The organism is Leeuwenhoekiella sp. ZYFB001 (genome assembly GCF_011784865.1).
In the GTDB taxonomy this organism is placed as follows: Bacteria; Bacteroidota; Bacteroidia; order Flavobacteriales; family Flavobacteriaceae; genus Leeuwenhoekiella; species Leeuwenhoekiella palythoae.
Map to the genome: position 1 here is coordinate 2,326,283 of NZ_CP050460.1, position 13,992 is coordinate 2,340,274.

General features: G+C 41.4%; 8 protein-coding genes. 7 read left to right on the top strand and 1 reads right to left on the bottom strand.

Annotated features, from left to right (window positions below):
- Positions 1-2: 2 nt before the first annotated feature.
- The 3 genes from HCN54_RS10095 to HCN54_RS10105 all read left to right on the top strand — a co-directional run bounded on the left by HCN54_RS10095 (position 3) and on the right by HCN54_RS10105 (position 5,360).
- Entirely contained in the window at positions 3-2,816 is a 2,814-nt protein-coding gene (locus tag HCN54_RS10095; protein ID WP_167597697.1) for a phage tail protein, read from the top strand.
- Between the two features lie 182 nt (positions 2,817-2,998).
- Complete coding sequence (locus tag HCN54_RS10100; protein ID WP_167597698.1) at positions 2,999-3,829, top strand: DNA adenine methylase; 831 nt, start codon at positions 2,999-3,001, stop codon at positions 3,827-3,829.
- Between the two features lie 100 nt (positions 3,830-3,929).
- Positions 3,930-5,360, top strand: a complete 1,431-nt coding sequence (locus HCN54_RS10105) for an exonuclease domain-containing protein (RefSeq protein ID WP_167597699.1) — start codon at positions 3,930-3,932, stop codon at positions 5,358-5,360.
- Here the strand turns inward: HCN54_RS10105 and HCN54_RS10110 are convergent.
- Complete coding sequence (locus HCN54_RS10110) at positions 5,357-6,337, bottom strand: bile acid:sodium symporter (RefSeq protein ID WP_167597700.1); 981 nt, start codon at positions 6,335-6,337, stop codon at positions 5,357-5,359. The genes HCN54_RS10105 and HCN54_RS10110 overlap by 4 nt on opposite strands.
- 256 nt (positions 6,338-6,593) lie before the next feature.
- Between HCN54_RS10110 and HCN54_RS10115 the strand changes: the two genes are divergently transcribed.
- From HCN54_RS10115 to HCN54_RS10130, 4 genes are all read left to right on the top strand, one after another.
- Entirely contained in the window at positions 6,594-7,619 is a 1,026-nt protein-coding gene (locus HCN54_RS10115; RefSeq protein ID WP_072980073.1) for a LacI family DNA-binding transcriptional regulator, read from the top strand.
- Between the two features lie 693 nt (positions 7,620-8,312).
- Positions 8,313-11,387: a SusC/RagA family TonB-linked outer membrane protein gene (locus HCN54_RS10120; RefSeq protein ID WP_240924851.1), complete on the top strand. Its 3,075-nt coding sequence runs from the start codon at positions 8,313-8,315 to the stop codon at positions 11,385-11,387.
- A 56-nt stretch (positions 11,388-11,443) separates the two neighbouring features.
- Positions 11,444-13,246, top strand: coding sequence for a RagB/SusD family nutrient uptake outer membrane protein (locus HCN54_RS10125; protein ID WP_072980465.1), 1,803 nt, complete (start codon positions 11,444-11,446; stop codon positions 13,244-13,246).
- A gap of 72 nt (positions 13,247-13,318) precedes the next feature.
- Positions 13,319-13,984, top strand: coding sequence for a basic secretory protein-like protein (locus HCN54_RS10130; protein WP_167597702.1), 666 nt, complete (start codon positions 13,319-13,321; stop codon positions 13,982-13,984).
- Positions 13,985-13,992 lie beyond the last annotated feature (8 nt).

Below are 13,992 nucleotides of genomic sequence, written 5' to 3' on the forward strand. Positions count from 1 at the left end.
ACATGAAATTATTTGTATTAAGAAACACTATAAAAATAGCTCAACTCCCGCTAGATGATCGATCGATGTTCACCCACAAGCTAATGGGTGAGCATAAGATCGTTGTGGATAGTATTACGCACGCTCCGATGGCCATACAGATAGGTGACTATATTGAGTGGCGAGGTGAACGGTACTACATCAATACTGCACCGGGTATGGAGAAGATAAATAACTTCACGTACCGGTACGTTATAGAGTTTGAGGGTGAGATTTACCGCCTGTATAACAAAATCTTTATGGATGAGGGTCAGGCTTCATTCTCGTATCACGGTGACCCGCAACTTTTCCTTGAGTTGCTCTTAACCAACATCAACAGCATCGATGCCGGTTGGTCTATTGAGAATGTTGAGGCTGCCCCAGATCAAACCTTGACCTTTGCAGACGAGAGCTGTCGCAGCGCTTTAACCAAAATTGCTGAGGCCTTTGAGATGGAGTTCCGTATCACAGGCAAAAGCATATCAATGCAAAAAACCGTGGGCGTAGATACCACACTTCAGTTTGAATACGGTCGTGGGAAGGGTTTGTATAGCATTCAGCGTAACCGAATCGATGACAAGAACATCGTAACCCGCGTTTATGGCTTTGGCGCGCGTAAAAATTTAGATCAGGATTACCGAGATGGTGCAACACGTCTCGTATTTGAAGACCGCTATCTTGAGCAAAATACGGAGCTATATGGCGTGCGTGAAGGTTCGGTAACTTTTGACGAGGTCTACCCACACCGCACCGGAACGGTCACAAGTATCGATGCATTAGACCGCCGAATCATTAAGGATACCGCCCTTAATTTTAATGTTAATGATTATTTGCTGGAGGGAACCGTGGCAAAGATCGTTTTTAAGACCGGAGCACTTGCCGGTTATGAATTTGAGATTGAATACTACAGGAATGCTGAGCAACAATTGCGTTTTAATCCATTTGTTGAAGAGAATGGCTACACGTTGCCCAATGATTTGAATTACCCGGAGGTTGGCGATGAATATACGCTAGTGGATATTAAAATGCCTCAAAGCTATATAGAGGCTGCCGAACTGGAACTACAAACCAAAACGCAAATCTACCTCAAAGAAAACAGCGTACCTCGTGTAATTTATGACCTAGACATTGATGAGAAGTATATACGGGAGCGCGGTATTGATTTACGCGTGGGAAACATCGTGCGCGTGCTGGATAGCGATTTAGGTATTAATAACAAGGTACGCGTAGTGGAGGTTAACTACCCGCTGGTTAACCCTGATCAAGTTTCTGCGGTTATAGCAGATAGTATTCCATACACCATACAAGAACGCTTGGTGGCCAATACAGTAGACAACAAAACAGAAATTCGTGACGTAGACCGGGAACGTGTAGAACTCGCCAGACGTTCGGCTTTACGCTTTAGAAATCTACAAGACTTGATCTTTGACCCGGACGGGTACTTTGACCCGGAGAATATCAAGCCGCTCAGTATTGAAACCTTTATGCTCAGCGTGGGTGCCAAGTCTCAAAACTTCGGACTCATTGGAGTAAGCATTCAAGCCAATGCTGAAGGTGACGCTAATGCACTAACCATTAGCGGTGGCCAGCTTGCACATTATGAAATTGATATTGAAGAACTGGGCTATGTTTGGGATATTGATCCCGCCAGCTTTGAAAACCTTGATCCGGCTAAGCCCTATTATATTTATGCCAGTTGTACTACTACTGCCTTAACCGGTGAGTGGATGATAAGCGACACGCCCAAGCGTGTAGACGAGCAAGCCGGTAAATACCTTTTTAACTTGGGTATTCTTTATGCTGTTGCAGATGATCGTCGTGACTTTGATTTTACAAACGGTATGACGTTCATAAGCGGCGACACAATCACCACTGGTCGAATTAAGAGTCTTGACGGTCTTAACTTCTTTGATCTAAGCGAGGGAAAGTTTAAGATTGGCAATGAAGGTAGCTCATTGGACTTTAACGTCACCGAAGCCGGAAAACTAACCCTTGACGGTGTTTTGGTCTCCAGTATGATCTTCGCCGATAACGCAGTGATTGAAAATCTGATCGCACGAACGCTCAAGACTTCAGACACCGGTAAGCGCATCGAAATCACCGATGCAGACAATAACATCGTATTTTATAATGAAGTTGGCGACGAGATACTCACCATTGACGACGATGTAGATGTCGAAGTAACTTCAAGCGCTCCGCTTGGAGGAATGCGGTTAAGAAATCCTGTAGGTACTGAGTTTGGCTCGTTGTCTCCAAACGGTTTTTTCTCAAACGGGAGCGGCTTATACTACCTGACTTCTAACGGTGCGATTAATGCCTCATTAATGGGCATTTTAACGCGCATAGAACCCAATCGAGTTAATGCAGGGGTATTTGGAGTAGACGCCACCGGAAATGGTGTAGGAGGTTACTTTGAAGGCGGATTAAAAGTCGTTGGAGATTTAACGATTGACGGAATATCAGGATTTTTCAACAATGCAGCTCATCACCTTAATGTAGACGAAATCCCATATATTTCTAACGGTCACACCATAGGGCAGTATGATCACATTATAATAGTCAAGAGTGATCAAAACCAAGACGTTTATTTACCGCCAAACCCTAAAAAAGGCCGCATAATAGAAGTAAGAGTATCTAACCCCGATGGAATACCCAATAGCCCATCTACAACAGTGATAGAAAACGGCATTCAAATTAAAAGAAGCGGTCTAGTAGACTCGGTTAACCTAACAAATGGTGAACGCGGCATTTTCAATTATGACGGAACCGTCTGGCAATTCAACAAACTAGGAATTTAAATAACCGCTTTGGAGGTGCGGGATAAAAGAGTCCTCCAGCATTTTAAAATCTCTGACCATTCTAAAAACACGAGCCACAAGGCTACTGGAGGACATAAGTCTTTCCGGTTGCTTTGTGGCTTTTCGTGTTTAAATGGTCAGAGGGACAAAAATAAACATTCATCAATCAAACACTAATAACAATGCAGAAATTTAAATCGGCGCCCTTGCCGTTTCAGGGGCAGAAAAGAAACTTTGTAAAGGAGTACAGCGAGGCATTAAAGAAGTTCCCAGTAGATGCTACTTACGTAGACCTGTTTGGTGGCTCTGGATTATTGAGTCGCGTCACCAAAGACGTACATCCTGAAGCACGAGTGATCTATAATGATTATGACAACTTCAGCGCACGGCTAAAAGCGATACCTCAAACCAACTTATTGCTTGCTAAATTGCGGCAAATTACTGCTCCTGTGGCACGACAAAGTAAAATCCCAATAGACTTAAAGAACCGAATAATTGAAGCCGTAAAAACGCACGAGAGTACGTTTGGGTATGTGGATTACATTACGTTGTCAAGCTCGATACTGTTCTCAGGTAAATATGCTACAAGCTTTAAAGAGTTGAGCAGCTCCACAATGTATAACACGGTAAGAAAGTCTGATATAACTCAAGCTGAGAGATATTTAGAAGGGCTTGAAGTTGTCAGCAAGGATTATAAAGAGGTTTATCAGCAGTTTAAAAGCGACAATACGGTTTATCTGCTTGATCCACCGTACCTAAGCACAGACACCGCCACTTATGGAAGTGATAAGTATTGGAAGCTTAAGGACTACCTTGATATTTTGGAGCTACTGGAAGGCTCGAAATACTTTTATTTCACCTCAAATAAATCAAGCATCGTCGAACTTATGGAATGGTTTGAAACCACCACACTTGTTTCTAATCCTTTCAAGTGGTCAACGACCACCACCAGAGAGAACCCGGTCAATTATCAGCATAAATATGATGATATTATGATCTATAAGCAGGATTAATTTAAAAGCCCTTTAAACATCATTTAAAGGGCTTTTGTATTTTTGTAAAAAATGTACTTTTCGATTTCGGAAAGTGTACAATTCGAATTCGCGATTATATATGAAAGAGGCCAAGTTTGCAGTTATTGACGTTGAGACTACCGGTGGCGGGATCAAAGGCAATAAAATTACAGAGATCTGCATCATTGTTCTTCAGAATGGTAAAGAGCTTAACCGGTTTACTTCACTCGTAAATCCGGGAAGAGAAATTCCGCTGTATATTGAAAAACTAACCGGCATCAATGACCGGATGGTTGAGGATGCGCCTTATTTTGATGAAATTGCGCCACAGATCCTAGAGCTTACTCGTGATTGTATTTTTGTCGCACACAATGTTGGTTTTGATTATAACGTGGTGCGAGCAGAATTTAAAGAAGCCGGCATTGATTTTAACCGGAAACGCTTGTGTACCGTTCGGCTTGCCAAGAAACTCATACCGGGATTGTTTTCATATAGTCTGGGCAATTTGTGTACTTCTATAAATATTCCGCATTACGACCGGCACCGGGCGCAAGGAGATACCGAAGCTACGGTAATCTTATTTCAACGCTGCCTGGACCTTGATCCGGATTATGAAGTCATCGAGGAATTCCTTAACCGAAAGTCCAAAGAGTCTTACTTCCCTCCACACTTTAAAGCGCAGGATTTTGAGAATCTTCCGCATAAACCGGGTGTGTATTTCTTTAAAGACAAAAACGGAAAACCGCTTTACATCGGTAAGGCGATAGACATACAAAAGCGGGTGCTTTCGCATTTCAGAGAAAAGAGTAATCGCAAATATGAATTGCTGCAAAACACGCACAGTATTGACTATGAACTTACAGGCAGTGAGTTGCTGGCACTGTTGCGGGAAGCTGAATTGATTTTAAAATATTACCCTAAGTACAATAAAGCACAAAAGAATCCGTCGAAACCTTATAAGCTCACCTCCTATCATAATAAACAAGGGATTGAGCAGTTTGCGTTGCATAAAAACAAGATCGCACCGGTGAGTTGGATGCAGTTTTACACCCGTGAAGAGGCCATTCAGTTTATGGAGCATCTTTGTGAGGAATTTGAATTATGCCCTAAATATTGCGGCCTGCAACAAGGCGTGGTTACCTGCAATCATTATAAAATACACAAGTGCAGTGGTGCGTGTTCTGGTGATCTTAGTGTTGCTGATTACAATCTGCGCGTATCTAAAGCGCTCGATTATATTCACCAGTACGAGCAGTCCTGCCTATTGGTAGAAAAAGGCAGAGAAACGGGTGAGAAATCTTTTATCTATTTAAAACAAGGTCGGTTTTCAGGATATGGTTTTATAGACGATGCAGCAGATTTTAATCATCACGAGGATTTTGAGCATTATCTAATTCCGCAGAAAAGCTCGGCTTACGCAGACCGTATTGTGCGTCGCTATCTTGCCACAGAAAAGCATATTGTACGCTTGCCGCTTACTTCAGTAGAGCAGCATACGCAGAATATTTTTGAAAATTGGTTTGTAGATTAAAGCACTTCCTGCTCAGTAACTCTTCGGGCAAAACGAGAAGCAACCGCACTGATGATCATAATTTGCGAAGCGTGAAAAAGCATTAACGGCAATAACACTAAGCCCAAGCCGGGCATTCCGGTAAAGATGATCTTTGAAAAGACGGTGCCGTGTACCAACGATTTTTTGGTTCCACAAAATTGTGCGGTTATTTGATCTTCAATCGAAAAGTGTAACCATTTAGCAATGCTTCCGGTCAACCAAAAGACAACAGCAAACAGGCTTAGTACTCCACCCCATATTAAAAGCAAATCTAACCAAGAAACCGAAGCGAATAGTCCGTCTGAAAACGACTCGGCAAAGCTTTTATAAATGATGAGTAAAATAATACTCTTATCAAATAAAGTGAGTTTTTTGCTATGCTTCTGAACAAAACCTCCTAAAAACCGCTGCAACAACATCCCTAAAATCACGGGGAGTAAAATCTGAACCACCAGCTTGGTATAGATCTGGGTAAAATCAAAATCGCTTTGCATATCGTCTATAAAAAGGCCCATCCACAGCGGCGTGATGATAATGCCTAGTATTCCGGAAATACTGGCATTAAAAATGGCCGCCGGAATATTTCCTTTAGCGATGGAAACCATCACAACAGACGAACTCACCGTTGAGGGTAAAGCGGCTAAAAAGAAAAAAGACAACCACAGGATCTCGTGGGTTTCATTCTGTAAAAGCGGCCGGAATAACAGCACAAGCAATGGAAAAATTAAAAACGTACAGGCCTGTACTAATAGATGGAGTTTAAAATTTCCCAACCCCGCTTTCAACTTTTGCGGACTCAACTTAAGTCCGTAAAAAAAGAAGATCAACGCAATCCCTATGGCGCTAATAAGATCTAAAGGCACCGGACTTGAAGCAACGCCCCACTGAGGGAAAAAATATGCGATTGCGATAACCACGATAATTGCTACTACAAAACGATCAATTTTTATGCGCATAGAGGGATGTGGAGTTATAAGATCAAAAAAGGAGGCAAAGTTAAGGCAGATCTTTATCCTAACTTGGTAGCATTCTATCTGATTTTAAAAGATTTTTTACGCATTTTTTGATATTAATTGGCTGAAATGTGCTTTTAGTCTAAAAAAGCAGGCGTTATCTCATCTTAATCAATATTTTTATAAACGTTAAAACCAACCACAGAAATCACGAAAGGCAAGAAAAGCCTCATTGATCTCTTGAGAACCTGAATAACGCATGAAGCAAAAGCGCCCATCTATAAAAGACATTGCAAAAGCATTAAATGTCTCTATAACCACCATTTCATTTGTATTAAACGGCAAAGGCGAAGAACGAAAGATTTCAAAAGAAGTCATTAAAAAAATTGAAGACTACGTAGAAGAAATCAATTATCGCCCCAATCAGGTTGCTCAAAGCTTACGTACCGGAAAAAGTAAAATTCTGGTCTTTATGGTCGAAGATATCGGGAATAGGTTCTTTGCTAAAATCGCCAGGATCATTGAAGATATCGCTTATGAAAAAGGCTACAAAGTCTTGTTTTGCAGTAATGAAAACAATGATAAGCGCTCCAGAGAGCTCATTAGAGTTTTTCACGAACGACAAGTAGACGGATTTTTAATCATACCCTCTCCCGGAATAAAAAAGGATATTGAAAACCTAATTAAAAGCGATATCCCGGTAGTACTGGCTGACCGCTATTTTGAAGATCTCGATGTGCATCACGTGGTGATTAACAATTATGCAGCCGCCCAAAATGCGACGCAGCATTTGATTGATAATGGTTATAAAAACATCGCGTTCATTTCGATAGATACTCAGCAAATTCAGATGAAAGATCGCGCGAGAGGATACCGTGACGCTGTACAGCAAGCAGGCTTATCTCCTACGGTTCTTGAATTGCCTTTTGAGGAAATTCACAAACCTGAAGGAAAAAATAAAATTAAAGCACTACTTACCGGAAGCAATGGGATCGATTCCGTTTTCTTTTCTACCAATTATTTGACGCAGGCATCTTTAGAGATCATCAAAGAATTGGACCCAAAACTCATTTATGATCTGGGGATCGTGACCTTTGACGACAATGAGTTCTTTAGGATCAATACGCCTTCGATCACAGCTGTAGCTCAACCGCTTCAAGAATTAGGCGAAGAATTGATGCGCATTATGTTCAAACTTCTCAAAAAGAGTGACAAAGAAATCCCGGTGATCAAATCGGTGCTTGATGCAGAATTACTCCCGCGAGAATCTTCTAAAAAGAAGTAGCTTTCGCTCAATTTTTCAACCTATAACAAATTGCGAAATAGGTTTAAAGGCGTTTCGGTAAGCTTTATTAAATAAATAAAATGAAATCCATTTTAAGAAGATCTAATCCTTCTAAAATGGATTTTTTTATGAGAAATAGTTCCTCAAAAACCGGTCATGAATTTTACTTCCCTCCTATCTTACTCTTTCGGTATTGAAGACGGCGAAGCGAATTTATGTTAAAATACTATCATTTCGGCAGTAGATGATATCACCAAGCTCTTTGATTTTTGAAAATTATTAATAGTTACGAATAATCAATAACTATAAAAACGCGTCATTAAACGGCATCTGAAACGTATTGTAGTGCTTTTAAGACATAATGATGCAAATCGACTTTTATTACTAAAACAATTGCATTAACTAATCAATATTGCTATTTCAATTATATTCTGTAATCTTCCTATCGCATAGTTAACTTCAATTTATAACTTTAGACGTGAGAATTTTAGATTAGGCAACGTTCTCTTAAAGATTTGGTAAAACGTTTTACTAGTTTTAGCAATCTTTTAACGGAAACACGAATAATTTAAAAACTCAGTTTATTGGATGAAAAAATTACTTTCTCTCATTGACAAGTATTCTTTTTCTCTAAAGGTCCTTTATCGACCCAGAGAAACCAGGTGTAACATCCCGGTTTTAGGAATACTTCTCATGACATTGCTGTTGAGCACCACTTCAACAATGTATGCCCAAGAAGAAACCGGTATTACAGTTACCGGTACAGTAACAGACTCGCAAGGAGTACCGCTCCCCGGAGTCAACATTAAAGAACAAAACACTACTAACGGAACCCTAACCGATTTTGATGGAAATTATACCATTACGGTAAGCGATGGCGAAGCAACGCTTGTATTCTCGTATGTAGGTATGAAAACTGCTGAAATTCCTGTGAAGGGGGAATCCAGTATTGACATTCAGATGGCAGACGATGCGCAATCTCTGGATGAAGTAGTATTAGTAGGATACGGAAAACAGAAAAAAATCAGCGTGGTAGGTGCACAATCTACGATCAAGGCAGACGAACTAGAATTACCTGTTGCCAATTTGGGTACTATGCTTGCCGGTCGTATTTCTGGGATTACCGGGGTACAACGCTCAGGTTTACCGGGTTACGATGGCGCAGATCTATGGATTCGTGGTATTTCAAGTTTTGGTAATGCATACCCTCTGGTTCTGGTAGATGGGGTTGAGCGTTCTCTAGACAACATAAATCCACGTGATATTGCATCCTTCTCTATTTTAAAAGATGCCTCGGCAACCGCGGTTTATGGAATTCGTGGGGCTAATGGCGTGATCTTGATCGAAACCAAAAAAGGTAAAATAGGTAAGCCACAAATTACATTAGACTATTTTGAAGGGGTAACGCACTTTACTAAAACACCAGATCTTGTAGACGGTATTACCTATATGAATTTGGCCAACGAAGCCTTAACCACGCGTGGGGATCTACCTAAATATTCTCAGGAATACATTGACGCCACAGCATCAGGCGAGAATCCGCTGCTTTACCCTAATGTCAACTGGATGGACGAAGTTTTTAAGAGCTACGGACGCAACAGACAAGCTCTCATCAATGTCACCGGAGGCGCCGAAAGCGCTCGCTATTATGTGTCGCTTGGATACTACAACGAGACCGGACTTTTTCAAACAGATCCTAATGTGAGCTATGATTCAGGTACTGGTTTTGAGCGTTATAATTTCACTTCAAACCTTACCCTTGATTTGACTAAAACCACAGATATCAATGTTGGGATACAAGGTTATTTGTCAGACGGAAATTACCCCGGAACACCTACTTCAGCTAATATTAGCTTAGAAGATCAGATCTTTGGGACCGCTTTAGAGGCACCACCGGTAGAATACCCTGTGCTTTATCCGGGAGGTTATGTTCCCGGTAGAAGTGCCAATGGCGGCTTACGCAACCCGTATGCAGAAGTTGCATTGCGAGGCTACCGTACAATTACCCGTACCAATCTCAACACTAACCTAAACCTCAACCAGCAGCTGAGTTTCATTACTGAAGGTTTATCACTGCACGGTCTTTTTGCTTTCGATTCGTTTAACGAGCAAAATGTAGCAAGGTCAAAACGCGAAAGTACCTACTTTGTAGATGCTAATTTTCCATACACAGAAGATGGCGGTTTATTGCTTAATGAGACCTACACAGGTACTAACTTTCTTGGCTATGATCGCAGCAATGGTGGAAACCGCAGGTTCTACACTCAGGTTTCTGTAAACTACGACCGCAGTTTTGGAAAACATAGCGTTAGCGGTTTATTGCTTGCTAATCGTACCGATTATTCAAATGCATTTGCCGGCAACTTTACAGAAGCTATACCTTTTAGAAATGAAGGTCTAGCAGGTAGAGCTACCTATTCCTATGATGACCGTTATTTTCTTGAGGTGAATGCGGGTTATAACGGTTCAGAAAACTTTGCTCCTAACAACCGCTACGGGTTTTTCCCATCGCTGGCAGTGGGTTGGGTCGTATCTAACGAAAAATTCTTTGAACCTATTAAGGAGCATATTGATTACTTTAAACTGCGCTACTCAGACGGTTTGGTAGGGTCTGATTCGGGTGCAGGGCGCTTTGCCTACCTTAACCGTGTAGAAAGTGGGCAGGATGGATATTACTTTAGTGAAAATAGACAGTATGTAGATGGAATCGCGCAAACCTATTACGGGGTTGATGTGGTTTGGGCCGAAGCGCGCAAACAAGATTTAGGGATTGAGATCAATGCCTTTGATAGTAGATTAAGCCTGATTACAGATTTCTTCTACGAGCGTACCGAAGGTGCCTTCTTAAATCGAAGCGACATTCCTAATTACATTGGTTTAACTACCGATCCTTACGGAAATATAGGGGTTACCGAAAACAAAGGTTTTGACGGAACGCTTAACTACAGTCATCAATTTCAAGAGCTGCGCCTTTCGTTTAGAGGAACCTTCTCTTATAACAAAAATAAAATCGTTGAGAATGGAGTTCCAGAACAACCTTATCCTTGGTTAAACCGTCAGGGTACAGGTCTTTTAGCTAACGTAGGTTATGTAGCTGAACGTTTATTCACTCTAGAAGATGACCTTGATGGCGATGGCTTTATTACGACAGAAGACGGTTTCCCAACTCAGTTTGGACAAATTCAACCGGGAGATATCAAATATTCAGACCTGAATGGCGATGGCCAGATAGATGCTTTTGACCGTAAAGTAATTGGTGATGGTGATGTTCCGGCACTGACTTACGGTTTTGGAATTACTGCTATTTATAAAGGTTTTGATGCGAGTTTATTCTTTCAGGGACAAAGTTTTTCTGACCGTTTTATAGGCGGTTACGGTATTCGCCCATTTATAGGTGATGGTGGTGAAGGTAATATCTACACCACTAGTCTGGATCGCTGGACAACTGAAAACAATGATGCTTATGCCACCTACCCAAGGCTTTCTTTTAGTGCTTCGGGGATAGGACAAACAAACAACAACCAAAACAGTACGTGGTGGTTGCGAGATATTGACTTTTTAAGACTGAAAACTGCCGAAGTAGGTTACACCTTCAAAGAAACCTTTTCTAAAAAATTTGGTGTTGATGATTTTAGAATCTATATGCGCGCCACTAACCTGTTTACCCTGAGCAAATTTGACCTTTGGGATCCCGAATTGAATACCAACAATGGTGGGCGTTATCCTAACATTTCGGTAGTATCCTTAGGAGGAACTTTTCAATTCTAAAAAAATAATTGAATCGCAATACCTCGTGTAATGCAGATTCAAAAAATATAAAACTTATGAAAAAACTAATAGTAACACTTATTCTTAGCGGATTATTGCTCTCCTGCGGCGATGATTACTTAGATCAGGTGCCTGATGATCGCCTTACCTTTGAGGAGACCTTTGCACGTAGGTCTACCGTTGAACAGTATTTAGCTAATGTATATTCACAAATACCCAGTGAGTTTGCACAGCGTTATACTACGACTGAAAACTCTGGACCTTGGACCGGCGCTTCTGATGAAGCCGAATATGTTTGGGGATTCCATATGGGGAATTTCCTGAATATTGGAGACTGGAATGCGACTACTCAAAATGTAAGTAACCTGTGGTCAAACTTTTACCGCGGAATTCGATCTGCATCTACTTTTATTGAGTCGGTAGATTTATGCCAGGATTGTGATCCTGCAATCATTACACAGTACAAAGCCGAAGCGCGTGTTTTGAGAGCCTATTATTACTTCAATTTAATGCGAAGCTACGGCCCGGTTATTTTGTTGGGAGAAACGCCAATTCCTGCTGATGCAGACCTTCAAGCCTTGGGTTTAAAAAGAAATAGTATTGAAGAAGTAGCTGCCTATATCACTTCAGAATTAGACGTGGCTGCAGCAGATCTTGAAGGTACAAGCTTTACAGGTAATAATGCAGGTCGTATGAGCACACCTTTTGCAATGGCGATTAAAGAACAAACGCTGCTATTTGCGGCGAGTCCCCTTTTTAATGGAAACACAGATTATGCTGATTTTGTAGGCACCGAAGGGGAAAACCTTATTCCTCAAAATTATGACGTGAATAAATGGAAAGCTGCTGCTGATGCTGCGAAAGCTTTTATTGATAAATACGTGCCTAACACCTATAGCCTTTACGAGCGCTTTAACGAGGATGGTTCGTACAACCCTTACCTTTCTACACGTGATGTGATGCTTGTAGATTACAATTCTGAAATTGTTTACGCGCGCCCGGGTGGTGCTAATTATCTGCATTATGATATGACTCCTTACCACTTAGGTTCGGCTACAGAAGTACGCGGTGCCGGTGGTTTGAGCGTTACGCAAGAAATGGTAGATGCCTTCTTCACCTCAAATGGAAGAGCTATTGACGATCCACAGGCCAATTATGTGGCTGATGGTTTCTCTCAATTTCAGGCGCCCTATGATTTTACTACGAGAACTACTTTTAATCCGTGGACCAATAGAGAGCCACGTTTTTATGTGGGAGTAACCTATAATGGCAGTTTATGGCTAAACCGTAATTTTGGTGATATCATTACCAAGACTTGGTTTGGTGGAAACTCTGGTCGCCAGGCAGGTACTAATGACTATCCTCCTACCGGATACATCGCAAGAAAAAAACTTCCGGTTGGCGATTACAGAAATAACAACCGCTCACTACCAATGCTGCGTTTAGCAGAGATCTATTTGGATTATGCCGAAGCACTAAACGAGTACGACCCGGGAAATCCTGATATTTTAACCTACGTCAATCTCATTCGCGAACGTGCAGGAATTCCTGAGTACGGTTCTGTAGAACTGGATGCTCCTGCAACCCAAGAAGCTATGCGCGAGGCGATAAGAAAAGAACGCCGTGTAGAATTATTCTTAGAGAACACCAGATATTTTGACGTTCGTCGCTGGAAGATCGCTGATGAAGCCCTCGCAGGAGAAATGCACGGTATGGATATCAATGCCCGTACTGAAGAGGAGTTCTACAACGTAGTGACTTTTGAGACACGCATATTTAGACCACAAGATTATTTGTGGCCTATTCCACAAGATGAATTAAACGCAAACCCGGAGCTTGTGCAAAACCCGGGTTGGTAAACCAGTAGCCACAAGATTAGGCTCCTGCCCACGTACAGGGCCTAATCTTAATTTATAAAAACATACGATATTATGAGAACATTATTTTTTAACGCTTGCGTGATCGCTTTAGTAAGTCTAAGTCTTACCGGTTGTGCTCAAGCTCAAAATAAATATACCTTAACCTACACCAGTCAGGATGAAACTTTAGATCCCGAAATTCAAGAAGGTATTGAAGAGATCTTTGAAAAAGTGTATCCTAAGCTGGTACAGGATTTTAATCCTGCTGCTCAGGAACATGTAACTATAAAAATTGATACAACTTACGATGGTGTAGCTTATGCTCACCAAGGAGCGATCACGATCAGCTCAGACTGGTTGCATAAAAAACCAGAAGATCTTGATCTGGTTACTCACGAGCTTATGCACTTAGTACAATCTTATCCCGGAGGTGCAGGACCCGGTTGGTTAACAGAAGGAATTGCCGATTACGTCCGTTATAAATATGCTTTAGATAATGAAGGAGCGGGATGGTCCCTTACCCCGTTTAGCCCTTCTCAAAGTTATGAGAACGCATACCGTATTACGGCGCGCTTTTTAGTATGGTTGACGCAAAATTACGATGAGGACCTTGTCGTGAAGCTTGATGAAGACTTACGTACCAAGCAATACACTCCTGAAACTTGGAAGAAATACACGGGTAAAACCGTAGATGAATTATGGGAAGAATATGCTGCTAACCCCAAGGTAAGCATCTAAAAAAATAG

Bases quoted from the DNA above. Each gene is read 5' to 3' on its own strand.
- HCN54_RS10125 (WP_072980465.1), top strand. From the start codon at position 11,444: ATGAAAAAACTAATAGTAACACTTATTCTTAGCGGATTATTGCTCTCC.
- HCN54_RS10100 (WP_167597698.1), top strand. From the start codon at position 2,999: ATGCAGAAATTTAAATCGGCGCCCTTGCCGTTTCAGGGGCAGAAAAGA.
- HCN54_RS10110 (WP_167597700.1), bottom strand. From the start codon at position 6,337: ATGCGCATAAAAATTGATCGTTTTGTAGTAGCAATTATCGTGGTTATC.
- HCN54_RS10130 (WP_167597702.1), top strand. From the start codon at position 13,319: ATGAGAACATTATTTTTTAACGCTTGCGTGATCGCTTTAGTAAGTCTA.
- HCN54_RS10095 (WP_167597697.1), top strand. From the start codon at position 3: ATGAAATTATTTGTATTAAGAAACACTATAAAAATAGCTCAACTCCCG.
- HCN54_RS10120 (WP_240924851.1), top strand. From the start codon at position 8,313: ATGACATTGCTGTTGAGCACCACTTCAACAATGTATGCCCAAGAAGAA.
- HCN54_RS10115 (WP_072980073.1), top strand. From the start codon at position 6,594: ATGAAGCAAAAGCGCCCATCTATAAAAGACATTGCAAAAGCATTAAAT.
- HCN54_RS10105 (WP_167597699.1), top strand. From the start codon at position 3,930: ATGAAAGAGGCCAAGTTTGCAGTTATTGACGTTGAGACTACCGGTGGC.